Raw genomic sequence first — 15082 nt, 5'->3', positions numbered from 1 at the left:
GCCCAGCCCGGACGACCGGAGCGGCCTCCGCCGCGACCTTCGGTCTGTCAGGAGGCAAAGGTAATCCAATTTTTCCGGATTGCGGCACATCGCGTGCCTCATTTAAGATAAAAACCCCGCAAGGCCGCAATATCCGCTCTTTTGCCTTATCTTTGCATCCGGATATGAACATGAACCGCGAAATACTGCGCATCGCGCTGCCGAACATCGTCTCGAACATCACCGTGCCGCTCATGGGCATCGTCTCGACAGCCATCGCGGGACACTGGGGCGACGACTCGGCGGCGGCCATCGGCGCGCTGGCCATCGGGGTTTCGATCTTCAACTTCATCTACTGGAACTGTTCGTTCGTGCGGATGGGCACGAGCGGCCTCACGGCGCAGGCGTTCGGTGCGGGCCGTTTCGGCGAGTGCGCCAACATGCTGGCCCGCGCGCTGGCCGCGGCGGGCGCGATGGGACTGCTGATGGTCGCCCTCCAGTACCCCGTGGGCGAGCTGGCGCTCTGGGCCATGCACGGCGGCGAAATGACCCGCGACTACTTCTATGCGCGTATCTGGGCCGTGCCGGCGGGCATCCTGCTCTTCGGCTTCAACGGCTGGTACACGGGAATGCAGAACGCCGTGTTCCCCATGTGCACGGCCATCACCGTGAACGTCGTCCACACCCTTTGCAGCCTCTGGTTCGCCTTCGGCATGGATCTGGGCATCGTGGGCATCGCCTACGCCTCGGTCGTCGCCCAATGGACGGGCGTGGCGCTCGCCTCGGTATTGCTCGTGGCGAAATACCGCCCCGTTCTCCGGCTGATCGACTGGTCGCAGGTGCTCGATCTGCGGCCGCTGAAGACCTATTTCTCGATCAACCGCGACATCATCCTGCGCACGTTCTGCATCGTGGCGGTCTATACCTTCTTCACCGGCTCGTCGGCACGGCTGGGCAACCAGGAACTGCTGGCCGTGAACGCCCTGCTGCTCGAACTCTTCACGCTGTTCTCCTACATGAACGACGGCTTCGCCTACGCCGCCGAAGCGCTCACGGGCCGCTTCATCGGCGCCCGCGACGGAGGGGCGCTGCGCCGCTGCCTGAAAGGCTGTCTCGCGTGGGGGACACTCATCTCGGCGCTGTTCGTCGTCATCTACATCATCTGGTGGCGCGATCTGGTGGGGCTGTTCGTCAGCTCCACGGCCGCCAATGCCGAGGCGCTCGTCGCAACGGCCGGGGAGTACATCGTCTGGATCATCATCATCCCGATCGCCAGCGCCATGCCCTTCATCATGGACGGCATCATGGTCGGCGCCACCGAGACGCGTGTCATGCGCAACTCCATGTTCTTCGCCACGGCCGCCTATTTCGGCATCTACTACGCACTCCATCCGCTGATCGGCAACAACGCCCTCTGGCTCGCCTTCACGCTCTACATGTTCCTGCGCGGTGTGCTGCAATACTTCATGACCCGCCGTCTGAGCGCCATCCTCGCCAAAGCGACGGACCGCGCCTGAGAAATGCCCGGCCCTCCCGCCGGGTTCCCCGCCTCATCCGTTCCCGCCGCTCCGGAAACGACGACCCCCGAAGGCCGGGAGCCTCCGGGGGTCGGTCGCCCGATGCGGGAGCAGGGGATCACTCCCCGCCCTGCACCTGCTTGTAAAGTTCGTTGTACTTGTTGTACTTGTCCATCATGCCCTCCTCGTCGCGCAGACGGAAGCAGATCGACTTGAGCAGCTCCAGCGAGCTGGGATCGTTCTCCTTCAGCTCGAGCGCCTTCTCCAGATAGGGAATGGCCTCCATATAGATCACGTTCACCTTCTCCAGATCGGCGTCGTAGGCAGCCTGGCTGCTGTACTGTTTCGCATTGATCTCCTTGTTCACCTCGTCGCCCTTGATCGTGTAGAATACGCCGAGATAGTAGTTGCCCTCGTAGAGGTCGGGCTTGAGCTCCACGACCTTCTTGAACGAGTCGATGCTCTGGTCGTAATCCTTCAGCGCATAGAAGATACGGCCGCGGCCGAACCACAGGTCCACGCTCGAAGGATTGTTTTCGATAGCCTTGTCGATCAGACCGATCAGGTCGGCCGGGTCGCCCACGTTATCCTCGGGCGAAGTATAGAGCTGCACCAGACCGTCGATGATGCGGTCGTTCTTCGGGAACTTCTCGATACCCGTCAGCAGGGCCTGCTTGGCCTTCTCGAGGAAAGCCTTGTCCTGCGCCTTCTGTCCGTAGTAGCAGTGGAAGAGGTAGTAGTAGATATTGCCCTCCTCGTCGGCATAGCCCATGTCGAGCGCCTTCGAGAGGTACTCGCCGCCCTGCACGAACGATGCGGGATTGTTCGAACCGTCCACCGTGCGCAGATAACCGGCATAGTAGAGCAGCGCGGGATCGGGCTTGCCCTCGTAGGCGGGCTTGGACTGTGCGGCGAAAGCCAGTACATAGGCATCGGCGGCGCCGATGAAGTCGCCCGTGTCGAGGCCCGCATTACCCACCTGCGAGCAGAAGTCGCTGATCTGCTGCAACCCGTCCTTCACCTTCGAGGCGCTCTTGGGGTCGATCTCGCAGGCTTTGTCATAGGACTCCAGCGCCTTCTCGATCGCGCCGTCGTAAACCGTCTGCGTCTGCTTCCAGGTCTTCACCTTGTCGTCCTGCAGATAGGCCGTGTAGTAGGGATACACCCAGGCGTCGTACTCCACGCCGTTCACCGTCTCCTTGCCCACGGAGGTAGGATCGCCGTCCGCCAGCTTGAGCATCATCGACTCCAGGCCGACGAAGAGGCTCTTCGTCGGAGCCACGGCAGCGTCGTAGTAGGCCTTGCCGCGGCTGATCCACGTGGCGGCCTTGGCGCCCTTCTTGGCGTCGGCCACGGCCTCGTCGCTCTTCTCGATCTTCGACAGGAGCGCGTCCTTGTTCACTTTCTGGGCCTGCACCGCCGGAATCGCCAGAAGCAGCGCGGCGGCAGCCGTCAAAATCGTTCTTTTCATACGTGTTTGAAATTTAGTTTTTCAGTTTGTCCGAATTCGTTTCACATTTCCTCCGCACCTCCGGAAACCGCGCCCCGCATCCCGGGACGCCGCCTCTTCGCCGGCCGCGGCGCTACTGTTCCGCCGGAGCGGTCCCCGCCTCCGGGTTTTCACCCCCGGCGGTCGTCCCCTCCGCGCTCTCCGCATCTTCCTCGACCCCGGCGGCCGGCACGGCCATCACCGAAGCAATGGCATCGCCTTCGCGGAGGTTGATGATACGCACGCCCTGCGTGGCGCGGCCCGCCAGACGGATCTGCGACACGGCCGTGCGTATGGTGAGTCCCGAACGGTTGATGATCATCAGGTCGTTCTCGTCCGTCACGGCCTGTATCGAAATGAGTTTGCCTGTCTTTTCCGTAATGTTGATGGTCTTCACGCCCTTTCCGCCGCGGTTGGTGATGCGGTACTCGTCCAGGTCGGTGCGCTTGCCGTAGCCGTTCTCGCTCAGCACGAGCACGTCCTGCTTCGACGATGGTTCCACACAGATCATGCCGATCACCTCGTCCGCCTCCTCGATCGAGATGCCGCGCACGCCGGCGCCGACGCGCCCGATCGGACGCACCGTGTTCTCGTTGAAGCGGATGGCCTTGCCTTCGCGCGCGGCGATCATCACCTCGGCCTCGCCGCTGGTGAGCTTGGCCTCGATGAGCTGGTCGCCCTCGCGGATCACGATGGCGTTCACGCCGTTCTGACGCGGCCGCGAGTAGGCTTCGAGCTTCGTCTTCTTGATCGTGCCGTCCTTTGTGCACATGATGATGTAGTTGCTGTTCACGTACTCGGCATCGTTCAGGTTCTTCACGTTGATATAGGCGCGCACCTTGTCGTCCGGCTCGATCTGGATGACGTTCTGGATGGCACGGCCCTTCGACGAGCGGGCGCCCTCCGGAATTTCATAGACCTTGAGCCAGTAGCAGCGGCCCTTCTCGGTGAAGAAGAGCATCGTGTTGTGCATCGACGCCACGTAGATATGCTCGATAAAGTCCTCGTCGCGCGTGGCGCTGCCCTTGGCCCCCACGCCGCCGCGGTTCTGCGTGCGGTATTCGGCCAGCGGCGTGCGCTTGATGTAGCCCATGTGCGAAATGGTTATCACCATGTCGTCGTCGGCGTAGAAATCCTCGGGATTGAACTCCTCCGAAGCATAGACGATCTCCGAGCGGCGTTCGTCGCCGTACTTCTCCTTCATCTCGAGCAGTTCGTCCTTGATGATCTGCATCTGCATCGGAACGTTCTCGAGCACCTCCGTGAGGTGGGCGATGAGCTTCATCAGCTCGTCCCGCTCGGCCACGAGCTTGCCGTGCTCCAGCCCCGTGAGGGCGCGCAGACGCATCTCGATAATGGCCGAAGCCTGGATGTCGTCCAGTTCGAAACGCGCCATCATCGTCTGCTTCGCCTCGTCGGGCGTCTTCGACGAGCGGATGATCCGCACGATCTCGTCGATGTTGTCCTGCGCGATGAGCAGGCCCAGCACGATGTGCAGCCGCTCCTCGGCCTTGCGCTTGTCGAAACGCGTGCGGCGCACCACCACGTCGTGGCGGTGTTCGATGAAATACCGGATCAGGTCGCGCATCGACAGCAACTGCGGCCGCCCGTTCACCAGCGCGATGTTGTTCACGGCGAACGACGTCTGCAGGGGCGTATTCTTGAACAGCGTGTTGAGCACCACGCTCGCCACGGCATCGTGCTTGAGGATGATGATGATCCGCAGGCCGTTGCGGTCCGACTCGTCGTTGATGTAGGAGATGCCGTCGATCTTCTTGTCGTTGATCATGTCGGCGATTTTCCGAATCATTTCGGCCTTGTTGATCATGTAGGGAATCTCCGTTATCACGATGCACTCGCGGCCCGACGGGGTGTGCTCGATTTCGGTCTTGGCGCGCATGACCACGCGGCCGCGGCCGGTGAGCATCGCCTCCCTGACGCCCTCGTAGCCGTAGATGATACCGCCCGTGGGGAAGTCGGGGCCCTTGACGTAGTGCAGCAGCTCCTCGCCCGTGATCTCCGGGTTATCGACATAGGCGCAGCAGGCGTCCACCACCTCCGAGAGGTTGTGCGGGGCCATGTTCGTCGCCATGCCGACGGCGATGCCGCTCGCGCCGTTCACGATCAGCAGCGGAATCTTCGTCGGCAGCACCGTGGGTTCGGGGATCGTATCGTCGAAGTTGAGCGTCCAGTCCACCGTCTCCTTGTCGATGTCGGCCATCACCTCGTCGGTGATCTTCTTCATGCGCGCCTCGGTGTAACGCATCGCGGCCGGCGAGTCGCCGTCCATCGAGCCGAAGTTACCCTGCCCGTCCACGAGCGGGTAGCGCATCGACCACTCCTGCGCCAGACGCACCATCGCGTCGTAAACCGACGAGTCGCCGTGGGGATGGAACTTACCCAGCACGTCGCCGACGATACGCGCCGACTTACGGGTGGGCTTGTCCGAATAGAGGTTGAGCTCCGCGCTCATATCGTAGAGGATGCGTCGGTGCACGGGTTTCAGGCCGTCGCGCACGTCGGGCAGCGCACGCGAGACGATGACCGACATCGAGTAGTCGATATAGGCCGACTTCATCTGCTCTTCGATATTGATGGGGATGATCCGCCCCATCAGACCGGCATTCTTTTCTTCTTCTGTTAGCATCTATAATCTCTTAAAACCAAATTCCTTATTTCCGGCCGTCTCCGACGCCGCGCCTTCGTCCGGACGAAGGGAGCGTCCGGACGTACTTTTTAACGAACAAAAATAGTAATTTCTTGCGATCTGAGCAACTTTGCGCACGAAAATAGCGCGCGCCCGCACGATATTTCCCCCGGAGAGGCCGTTTTCGGCCCTTTTCCGCCGATCTGACGGCACAAAAAAATTCTCCCGCCTTCCTGTCGGGAGAAACGCCGCATCCGGGGCACGGGTCCGAAGGTCCTGCGCCCCGTGCCGACGGAAATTCCGTCTCATACACCGGTCATCTGCCGCGCTGCGCCGCGTCCGCGAGCGCATCGAGGCGCGCGCTGACCCAGATCGTGGAAATCATGCTGAGGAACACGCACGAAAGCCCGCAGCAGGCCGCCAGCTCTTCGGAGAACGCCGCATCCACGACCGCATTGCAGAAAAAGCCGCAAAGCCACAGTCCCGCGGCGGCCAGCACCGGCACGAACCATGCGATCGCCAGCTTCAGCCGGACGATCCGGGCATCGACCCCGCGCGCCCGCAGGCGGGGCCGCACCAGATGCGCCACGACCGGAAAGATCAAAGGCGCGAAGACGATCAGCACGACCGCCGGCGGAACCGTCCGCGCGGCAGCGTTCCACCTCCGGCCCTCGAGCACGGCAAACAGAATCCCTGCCGCATAGGTCAGCAGGTAGCAGACGACGAATCCCCGCAGCGAAAAATCCAATCCATCCATAATCACGAATCTTGAAGGCTTCCACTCTTTTCCGCACTCAGCTCATAAGCGGACTCCCGGGACCGCACCAGGGCGGAATGTCCCGGCGATCCGCATCCGGACCCTTACCGGAAGTCGATGAACTCGTAGCCGCCGTAGGCCTGCCGGTCGAAGGTCCTGAAATGTCCGGCCTGCGGCTCGATTCCCGTCACTCGGATCCCGACCCGCTCCCCGTCGTAATCGTAGGCCAGCGACACGGGCCGCATCGAGGAGGTATCGACCACGAGCGTCACCACGCCCGCCGAAGTGTCGTTCTCCGCCGTCGGCACAAGCCGCACCGTGGCGCGGCCGCCGCTCTCCCCTTCGAGCGAGAAATCGTACTCGCTGCCGAGGAAGTCGAACGCCCGCACGGGGTTGTCGAGGATATTGCGGCTCGCGCGGTTCACCTCCGTCACGGTCACCTCGCGGCGACGGTTGTCCACCTCGTAGCGGAGCCGTCCGTCGGAATAGACCTCGGCATCGTCGCCCAGACGGAGGTAATAGCTTCCGCCGCGCACGGCATAGCTTCCCGGGGTCCGGTATTCGTCCGCCGCGACCTCGAAGCGCACCGTGTAGTCCTTCATCGCGCGAAACCCCTCGGCCACACGGCCCAGAATCTCCTCCGCGCGTCCTGCGGCCGAAGCCTCGCACACCCCCGCGAGGAGGGCCGCCACATACAATATCCGTCGTATCATCGTTTGTCTCCGTTTTTTCAGTTCCCTTATTTCCGCGCCGCGCCGACCTGCCGGCCCGCCGAGGTATCCCGCCCCGTCAGAACAGCCCGAGCTCCTGCAGTCTGGCCTCGAGCGACGGCAGGTCGTGATAGAGGATGTCGCGCGGCTTGGCGCCCTGCTGACGGCCCACGATGCCCGCCCGCTCGAGCTGCATCATGATGCGTCCCGCGCGGTTGAAACCCACCTCGTAGTTGCGCTGGATCATCGAGGTCGAAATCTGTCCGCCCGACACGGCGTCGCGGGCGATCTCGGCGAAAAGCGAGTCGTACTTCACCGGCGCCGAGGACTCCTCGCTGCCCAGACCGCCCCCTTCGCCGCTCTCGGGCGTGTAATCGGGCAGCGTGTAGGCCGACGTATAGCCCTGCTGCTTCGAAATGTAGTCCACGATGCGCTCCACCTCCTTGGTCTCGACCAGCGCGCACTGGATACGGGTCAGCTCGCCGTCCTTCGAGATGAGCATGTCGCCGCGGCCGATCAACTGGTCGGCACCCGGACGGTCCAGAATCGTGCGCGAGTCGATCATCTGCATCACGCGGAACGCGATGCGGGCCGGGAAGTTGGCCTTGATCTTGCCGGTGATGACATCGACCGAGGGACGCTGCGTGGCGATGATGAGGTGAATGCCGATCGCGCGGGCCTTCTGCGCCAGCCGCGTCACGGGCGTCTCGACCTCCTTGGCCGTCATGATCAGATCGGCGAACTCGTCGATCACCACGACGATGTAGGGCATGTAGCGGTGGCCGTTCATCGGGTTGAGCCGCCGCGCGGTGAACTTCTCGTTGTACTCGGCGATATTGCGCGCTCCGGCCTTCTTGCACAGCTCCAGCCGGTTGTCCATCTCCGTGCAGAGCGAGTTGAGCGTATAGACCGCCTTCTTGGGATCGGTGATGATCGCCTCCTCCTCGGATTCCATCTTGGCCAGGAAGTGCCGCTCGACCTTGGCGTAGAGCGAGAATTCGACCATCTTGGGGTCGATCATCACGAACTTGAGCTGCGCGGGATGCTTGCGGTAGAGCAGCGACGTGATGATGGCGTTCAGTCCGACGGACTTGCCCTGTCCCGTGGCTCCGGCCACGAGCAGGTGGGGCATCTTCGCCAGGTCGAAGACGAAGTTCTCGTTCTGGATCGTGCGGCCGATCACCACCGGCAGCTCGGCCTTCGACTCCTGAAAGCGCAGCGACCGGACGGCCGAGTACATCGACACGACCTGCTTGCTGCGGTTCGGGACCTCGATGCCGATCGTTCCGCGGCCCGGAATCGGCGCGATGATGCGGATGCCCGATTCGGCCTTGAGGCTCTGGGCTATGTCGTTCTGGAGGCCCTGTATCTTGGCGATCTTGACCCCCTGTTTCTGCACGATCTCGTACAGCGTCACCGTCGGGCCGACCGTGGCCTTGATACGCTGGATCGGGATGCCGAAATTCCGGAGCGTCTCCTCGATCCGGGTCTTGTTCTCGAAAATCTCCTCGTCCGAAACCTCCGAATCGGAAACGTAGTCCTCGAGCAGCGTCACGGGCGGCCTGCGGTAGTTCACCAGGTCCTTCAGCGGATCGTAGGCCTCCGTCGGAATCCGCCGTTCATCGACCAGCCGCGCCTCGCGGGCCTCGACCGTCACCACGACCCCTTCCGTCCGCTGCGCACCGCCCGGAGCCGTTTGGCCCGATGCCGGAACTCCCGGCACAACACTTCCGGCCGCCGCCGTTTCCGGCCTCGTCCCCGGCATTCCGCCCTCCGGCGCCGCACCGGACGGGACGGTCCCGTCCGCGCTTCCCGCGCCGCCTTCCGGACGGGCCGCCGCGTATCCTTCCTCCGCCGCGTATCCCCCGGCTTCCGGCTCCGCAATGTCCGGGCCTCCGGCTCCGGGGGCCCCCGCACGGTGCGGTTCCTCCCCTCCGGCGGACATGCCGGCATCTCCGGTCCCCGCCACGGACAGCTCCTCGAACACGGGCCGCGCGGCGTCGCGCCGCGCTCCGGCGCGTTCGGCCACGATCCGCTCCGCAAGGGTGCGCAGATCCTCCGCAGGAGCCTCTCCGCCGCCTACGGTGATCTCGGTGAAAGGTCCGTCCGACACGGTCTCCCGCCGCACGGCCGGGCGCTCCAGCTCCACGAGCCCTCCGCGGCCCATCACCAAGCGCCCGTCGGGACGCGACAGGTCCACCTCGGTAAACTCCTCCTCCGCAGCAGGAGGAACGGCCGGAGCCGCCTTTTCCGGCACGAGCGGCTCGCCGTCGGGCGTCAGCTCGACGAACGGACTCTCCTCCTCCCCGGCAGGACGCGAAATCCGCACTTCGGAGGCCCCTTCCGGCCCGGCAGTCCGCCGGACCGCCTCCGGTTCCGCCGCGGCACGCTCCACGGCGAACGGCTCCGACGGACGATGCTCCGCCGCCGTTCCGCCGCTATGGGACTGCGGCGTCGTGCGCGCCGCTCCGGCCGCACTCCACGCCCGCCGCTCCGCTTCGGCGATCTCCTCTTCGCCGGCATCCGGCGACACATTCTCCCGGAGAGCGGACGCACCGCGCTCCCGCACCGCCTTTTCCGCCCCCGGCGAATGCGCTCCGGACGGTTCCGAAGGCTCCGCGGCCGCTGGTTCCGTCCCGCGGAACTCCTCGCCTCCGAGCGGCTCGTCGAGCGGCATGCGTCCCGCCACCCTGCGGCGCACGGTCTCCACGATGCGCCCGCTCCGGTCCACCATCGCGTTGCCCGCCCGATTGACTTTGTTGATGAAGTTGCGGTTGATGAACACGCCGGTCAGAATCCAGCCGCCGAGCAGCAGGATCAACGTTCCGAAGACCCCGATACGGGCATGCAGCACCGCCGCGACCTCGATGCCGAACGCCCCGCCCCAGCCCGTCGAGCAGCAGATGCTCCAGTTGTCACCGAAGGCGAATCCCAGGGTCAGCGACCCGAGAATCAGGATGAGGAACAGCGAGAGGAGCGAATGGTTCACCAGCAGCGGACGCTGACGGATGATCCGCAGCCCCACGAGCACCACCATCACGGGAATCAGTATGCCGAACACCCCGAACGAATCGTCCACCAGCAGACGCCCCAGCCGAGCCCCCGTCTCGCCGCAGAGGTTCTCCACCTCGTTGCCGAGCAGCTCGCGCTCCTCGGCCGGCTTCTGCAAGATGCTCTGGTCCACATCCCAGCTAACGAACGAGAAGAGGACCGACGCGACGGCGAACAGTCCCGCGAAGAGGAGCAGCAAACCCCCGATCCAGCGGATGCTGTCGCCGTTGGTCCGTTCGGCAGTCGGCCTCCGGCCGGAGGCCGGCGACGTATTATTCGTGCTGTTTTTGGATGCCATGTCGTCTAACGCTTGATAATATCAAGCGAAGATACGGAATAATTTGCGGAATTAAAAACGCAGCGGAAAAAATCGCACCGACCCGAACACGCAACGCAATAGACGACAACGCAGTAGGTCCGGTCATATCTCATTTCGCATCATATACGGGGACAAGACATCCAAGGAACCCGGACATTCATCCGTATCCCGGCCATGCGACCCGGCCCGGCTCCCTCCCCCGGTCAGCCGAGGGCTTTCCGCACGAGCCGCAGACGATAGGCTTCGTCGGCGAAGGTGATGAATTCGTAGCGGGGAAGGTGGTCCGGCGCGGCGCGCAGTCCGCCGCGGTCGAGCAGCTCCGCCACCCGACGCGCGACGGCGGGCGACGGATCGACGATCCGCACGTCGCGTCCCGCCACGATGCGGTCGAGCACGGGCCGCAGAAAGGGATAGTGCGTGCAGCCGAGCACGATCTGATCGGCGCCCCGCTCCAGCATCGGCTCCACGACGGCACGCACGCAGGCTTCGGCCTCGGGCGTATCCTCCCGGTCGGCCTCCACCAGCTCCACGAAGCCCCGTCCCGGAACGGTCAGCACCTCGATGCCGCCGCCGTATTTCGCGGCGGTGCGGCGGAACAGCTCGCCGTCGAGGCTCCGCTCGGTGGCCAGCACCCCCACCACCCCGCTGCGGGTGGCCAGACAGGCGGGTTTCACGGCCGGCTCCATCCCCACGATCGGCAGCGGGGCATATCCGGAGCGCAGGCTGTCGATCGCGGCGGCCGTAGCCGTGTTGCAGGCCACGACGACCAGCTTGCACCCCGCCTCCGCGAGCCGTCCGACGGCCGCATCGGCCAGCCGCCGCACCTCCTCGCGCGGCCGCGACCCGTAGGGACAGTTCGCGCCGTCGCCCAGATAGACGAGCGACTCGGCGGGCAGCGCACGGCGGATCTCGCGCCAGACGGTCAGCCCGCCCAGCCCGGAATCGTACACCCCGACGGGGGCGTTATCGTACTTCGCATTCACGCAGGAAAGTCAGAATCCGTTCCACGATTTCGTCGTCCGTGCAGGCGCCGCACTCGACGGTCAGCGCAGCCTGCGCATAGAAAGGTTCGCGGGAGGCCATGTCGCGCGTCATGAAGTCCACCAGTTCCCCGTCGCCGAGTCCCCGCAGGCGGGGCCGCTTCTGCCGTCCGTAGGGGCTGAGCCGCCGGGCGATTTGCTCCGCCGTCCGGCGCAGATAGACCGTCCGCCCCGCGCGGTTCATATACGCCATGTTGTCGCCCCAGACGGGCAGGCCGCCGCCCGTGGAGACGACGGCGGCTTCGCCCGCCCCGACCGTCTCCTCCAGCACCTCGCGCTCGATCCGGCGGAAACACGCCTCGCCCTCGTAACGGAAGACGTCGGCCACGGAGGCGCCTTCGCGCCGCTCGACGAGCGCATCCGTATCGGCGAAGGGAACGCCGAGCCGCCGGGCCAGCTTGCGGCCGAGCGTACTCTTGCCGCAACCCATGTATCCCACCAGAAACAACGGTTCCATCTTCAGAAAAGGTTTAACTGCTCGGGGTCAATCACCTCGTCCGCATCGCCTTTCGCCCGTTCGATCTCGAACTCCACGCCCCCTGCGACCGTACCCGACTGAGGCAGTCCGTGCGTCGCCGCCACCGGCTTCGCGGCGGCGGGTTTCCCGGTCCGGCTTACGGCATCCCGGCCGGCCGCTCCGGGGACATTCCCGGCAGGGCCTTCCGGATTCCCGGGAACCGCGCCGTTTCCCGCATGTCCGTCACACCCGGCATGTCCGCCGTTTCCGGAGGCGTTCCCGGCATTGCCGGCATCCTCGCTCCCGACCGCACCGCCGTCAGCGGCGGCCGCCGGATTTCCCCCGCCGAAGGCTCCGTCCGGATCCCCGTCCGAGGGGACTTCCTCCCCGTCCGGCTCGGGCGGCAGTTCGGGTTCGACGAAGCGAAGCGCGGCCACGTCGTAAGTCGTCAAGCGCTTGCCCTTGGCCCGGTGGCTCTTCACGCCCACGAACTCGTCCACATCCACCAGATCGGCCGGACGCGTGGCATGCGCCCCCTTGTAGGCAATCTCGAGCTGCGCGCCACGGCAATCGGTGACGCAGACGAAATCGGCGTCCTCGTCGAGGAACGCTTGCAGGCGGTCGCTCGTCTCGGCCGTGAAACGCTTCATGTAGTAGTACCGCTGTCCCCGGTCGTAGTAGCAGAGGCTGTAAATCCGGTCGGGATCGTAGCGGTCCACGCGCACCGTCTCGTCGGGGAAGTGCTGCCCGAGGTCATACCCCGTAATATAGTATTGATTCTTAGAGGTCCACACGATCAGCTTGTCGTCCCCCTTGAACTCGCCGAGCCACTTGCCGCGGCCGTCCGAATTGAGACGCCGCACGTCCTCGTCGAACCAGACGTTCAGCCCGCCGAGCGTCGAGGCGCCGCGCTCCTTGAGCACGATCTTGTGGATGCCGTACCGCGAAAAGAGGTTGCCCTGGCTCTGACGGCCCTTGATGGCGAGCGTCGAGAAGTCGAGGTCCACGATCACCTTCTTCAGGCGCGGACGCGGCTTGAAGTAAACCTTCAGCACTTCGGCCTCACCGTTCGGATTGACAGACATATAGAGAATCTCGCTCTTGGGCGTGCCTTTCGTGATGTCGTACTCCTTGTCGCGCGTGACGCCCTTGATGGCGCACCGCTTCATCATCAGCGGACCGTTCTTGCCGTCGCGGTAGAGGACATTGTAGATCGTACGCTCGTCGTTGCGCTTGAAGACACCGATGTAGTAGATGCCCTTCTGGAAAAAGGCTTTGTCCGAAACCTTCGTAATGACATAGCGCCCCTCCTTCGTGAAGACGATCACGTCGTCGATGTCCGAGCAGTCGCAGACCGGTTCGGCGTCCTTCATCGACTTGCCGATGCCGAAGAAACCCTCGGCGCGGTCCACGTAGAGCCGGGCGTTGGTGACGGCCACCTTCGTCGCCTCGATCGAGTCGAACTCGCGCAGTTCGGTGCGGCGTTCGCGCCCCTTGCCGTACTTGTCGCGGATGCGCTCGTACCAGGCGACGGCGTACTCCGTCAGGTGCGCCAGATGGTACTGCGTCGAGCGGATATCCTCCTCGATCTGGCGGATTTCGTTGTCGGCCTTCTCCGTGTCGTAGCGCGAAATACGGATGAACTTCAGCTCGGTGAGCTTCTGCACGTCCTCCGTCGTCACTTCGCGCCGCAACTGTTTCTTGAAGGGCTCCAGCCCCTTATCGACAGCCGCATAGGCCTCTTCGCGCGTCTTGCAGCCCTCGATGAGCTGATAGAGCCTGTGCTCGATGAAGATGCGCTCGAGCGACGCGGCGTGCCACGCCTCCTGCAACTCGCCGAGGCGGATCTCCAGCTCGCGGCCCAGCAGGTATTTCGTATGTTCGGCCGAACGGCGCAGAATCTCCTTCACGCCCAGGAAATGCGGCTTCTCGTCCCAGATGACGCAGGCGTTCGGAGCGATCGACACCTCGCAGTCGGTGAAGGCGTAGAGGGCGTCGATGGTCTTGTCCGACGACTCGTCGGGGGCGACCTGGATCACGATCTCGACCTTGTCGGCCGTGTTGTCGTCCACCTTGCGAATCTTGATCTTGCCCTTGTCGTTGGCCTTGATGATCGACTCCTTGATCGACTCGGTGGTGGTGGTATAGGGAATTTCGGTGATGGCCAGCGTGCGCTTGTCGATCTTCGAAATCTTCGCGCGCACCTTCACCGCGCCGCCGCGCAGACCGTCGTTGTAACGGCTCACGTCGGCCATGCCGCCCGTCGGGAAGTCGGGATAGAGCTGGAAATCGCGCCCTTCGAGGTGGGCGATGGCGGCGTTGATGAGCTCCACGAAGTTGTGGGGCAAAATCTTCGACGCCAGTCCCACGGCGATGCCGTCCGATCCCTGGGCCAGCAGCAGCGGGAATTTGATCGGAAGGGTCACCGGCTCGTCGTTGCGGCCGTCGTAGGAGCGCATCCACTCGGTAGTCTTCCGGTTGAAAACCACGTCGAGCGCGAATTTCGACAGGCGCGCCTCGATGTACCGGCCTGCGGCGGCCTCGTCGCCCGTCAGGATATTGCCCCAGTTGCCCTGGCAGTCGATCAGCAGGTCCTTCTGCCCGAGCTGCACCAGCGCGTCCTTGATCGAAGCGTCGCCGTGCGGGTGGTATTTCATCGTTTCGCCGACGATGCCCGCCACCTTGTTGTAGCGGCCGTCGTCCACGGTCTTCATGGCGTGGAGGATACGCCGCTGCACGGGTTTCAGACCGTCCTCGACGTGCGGCACGGCACGCTCCAGAATCACGTAGGAGGCATAGTCGAGGAACCAGTTGCGGTACATGCCCGTCAGTTTGCGCACCCCTTCGTCCTGCGTCAGGCGGCCGAACCGGCCCGGACGGGTCGGAGCCGCCGCATTCTCCTCTCCGGTCTCCGCCGGGGCGGCGGCGCTGCCGGAAGCTCCGGAAGATGCCGGTGCGGCGGAATCGCCGGAAAGCTCCGAACCCTTCCCCGGAGCGGCGGGTGTTCCGGAAGCGGCGAATGTTCCGGCGGGCATGTCGGCGCCGGGCGTGCCGGGCATGTCGGGCGCATCGCCGGAGAGCGGGCTGCGTGTATCTTTGTCGTTTTCTGCCATAGT

The 15082-nt window shown here is 64.3% G+C and carries 9 protein-coding genes; 1 reads left to right on the top strand and 8 read right to left on the bottom strand.

Annotated elements, in window-relative coordinates; translation table 11 throughout:
- Positions 1-164 precede the first annotated feature (164 nt).
- On the top strand, positions 165-1496 hold the full coding sequence (locus tag FME97_RS10235; protein WP_141429540.1) for an MATE family efflux transporter: 1332 nt from the start codon (positions 165-167) through the stop codon (positions 1494-1496).
- A 118-nt stretch (positions 1497-1614) separates the two neighbouring features.
- Here FME97_RS10235 and FME97_RS10230 read toward each other — a convergent pair whose 3' ends face one another.
- The 8 genes from FME97_RS10230 to FME97_RS10195 all read right to left on the bottom strand — a co-directional run bounded on the left by FME97_RS10230 (position 1615) and on the right by FME97_RS10195 (position 15001).
- The gene (locus FME97_RS10230) at positions 1615-2967 is read right to left on the bottom strand and encodes a tetratricopeptide repeat protein (RefSeq protein WP_141429539.1); all 1353 of its coding nucleotides are present in this window, start codon (positions 2965-2967) and stop codon (positions 1615-1617) included.
- Between the two features lie 112 nt (positions 2968-3079).
- Positions 3080-5632, bottom strand: a complete 2553-nt coding sequence (gene gyrA, locus FME97_RS10225) for a DNA gyrase subunit A (RefSeq protein ID WP_141429538.1) — start codon at positions 5630-5632, stop codon at positions 3080-3082.
- Positions 5633-5948: 316 nt separating this feature from the next.
- Positions 5949-6389 (bottom strand): hypothetical protein, encoded by a 441-nt coding sequence (locus FME97_RS10220; RefSeq protein ID WP_141429537.1) that lies wholly within the window; start codon positions 6387-6389, stop codon positions 5949-5951.
- A gap of 104 nt (positions 6390-6493) precedes the next feature.
- Complete coding sequence (locus FME97_RS10215; RefSeq protein WP_232522870.1) at positions 6494-7102, bottom strand: LolA family protein; 609 nt, start codon at positions 7100-7102, stop codon at positions 6494-6496.
- Between the two features lie 76 nt (positions 7103-7178).
- Positions 7179-10448 (bottom strand): DNA translocase FtsK, encoded by a 3270-nt coding sequence (locus FME97_RS10210; RefSeq protein ID WP_141429536.1) that lies wholly within the window; start codon positions 10446-10448, stop codon positions 7179-7181.
- A 224-nt stretch (positions 10449-10672) separates the two neighbouring features.
- Positions 10673-11452, bottom strand: a complete 780-nt coding sequence (gene murI / locus FME97_RS10205; protein WP_141429535.1) for a glutamate racemase — start codon at positions 11450-11452, stop codon at positions 10673-10675.
- Positions 11433-11966: a shikimate kinase gene (locus FME97_RS10200; RefSeq protein ID WP_141429534.1), complete on the bottom strand. Its 534-nt coding sequence runs from the start codon at positions 11964-11966 to the stop codon at positions 11433-11435. The genes murI and FME97_RS10200 overlap by 20 nt, the downstream gene beginning before the upstream one ends.
- Positions 11967-11968: 2 nt before the next feature.
- Positions 11969-15001, bottom strand: coding sequence for a DNA gyrase/topoisomerase IV subunit A (locus FME97_RS10195; RefSeq protein WP_417281451.1), 3033 nt, complete (start codon positions 14999-15001; stop codon positions 11969-11971).
- Between the last annotated feature and the right edge of the window lie 81 nt (positions 15002-15082).

The organism is Alistipes dispar, from assembly GCF_006542685.1.
GTDB classification, from domain to species: Bacteria; Bacteroidota; Bacteroidia; order Bacteroidales; family Rikenellaceae; genus Alistipes; species Alistipes dispar.
Note: the sequence above shows the minus strand (reverse complement) of the source record. Positions and strands in the feature narration are given on the sequence as shown.

Excerpts from the sequence above, each read along its gene's own strand:
- FME97_RS10235 (WP_141429540.1), top strand. The coding sequence starts at position 165 with ATGAACATGAACCGCGAAATACTGCGCATCGCGCTGCCGAACATCGTC.
- FME97_RS10230 (WP_141429539.1), bottom strand. The coding sequence starts at position 2,967 with ATGAAAAGAACGATTTTGACGGCTGCCGCCGCGCTGCTTCTGGCGATT.
- gyrA (WP_141429538.1), bottom strand. The coding sequence starts at position 5,632 with ATGCTAACAGAAGAAGAAAAGAATGCCGGTCTGATGGGGCGGATCATC.
- FME97_RS10220 (WP_141429537.1), bottom strand. The coding sequence starts at position 6,389 with ATGGATGGATTGGATTTTTCGCTGCGGGGATTCGTCGTCTGCTACCTG.
- FME97_RS10215 (WP_232522870.1), bottom strand. The coding sequence starts at position 7,102 with ATGATACGACGGATATTGTATGTGGCGGCCCTCCTCGCGGGGGTGTGC.
- FME97_RS10210 (WP_141429536.1), bottom strand. The coding sequence starts at position 10,448 with ATGGCATCCAAAAACAGCACGAATAATACGTCGCCGGCCTCCGGCCGG.
- FME97_RS10200 (WP_141429534.1), bottom strand. The coding sequence starts at position 11,966 with ATGGAACCGTTGTTTCTGGTGGGATACATGGGTTGCGGCAAGAGTACG.
- FME97_RS10195 (WP_417281451.1), bottom strand. The coding sequence starts at position 15,001 with ATGCCCGCCGGAACATTCGCCGCTTCCGGAACACCCGCCGCTCCGGGG.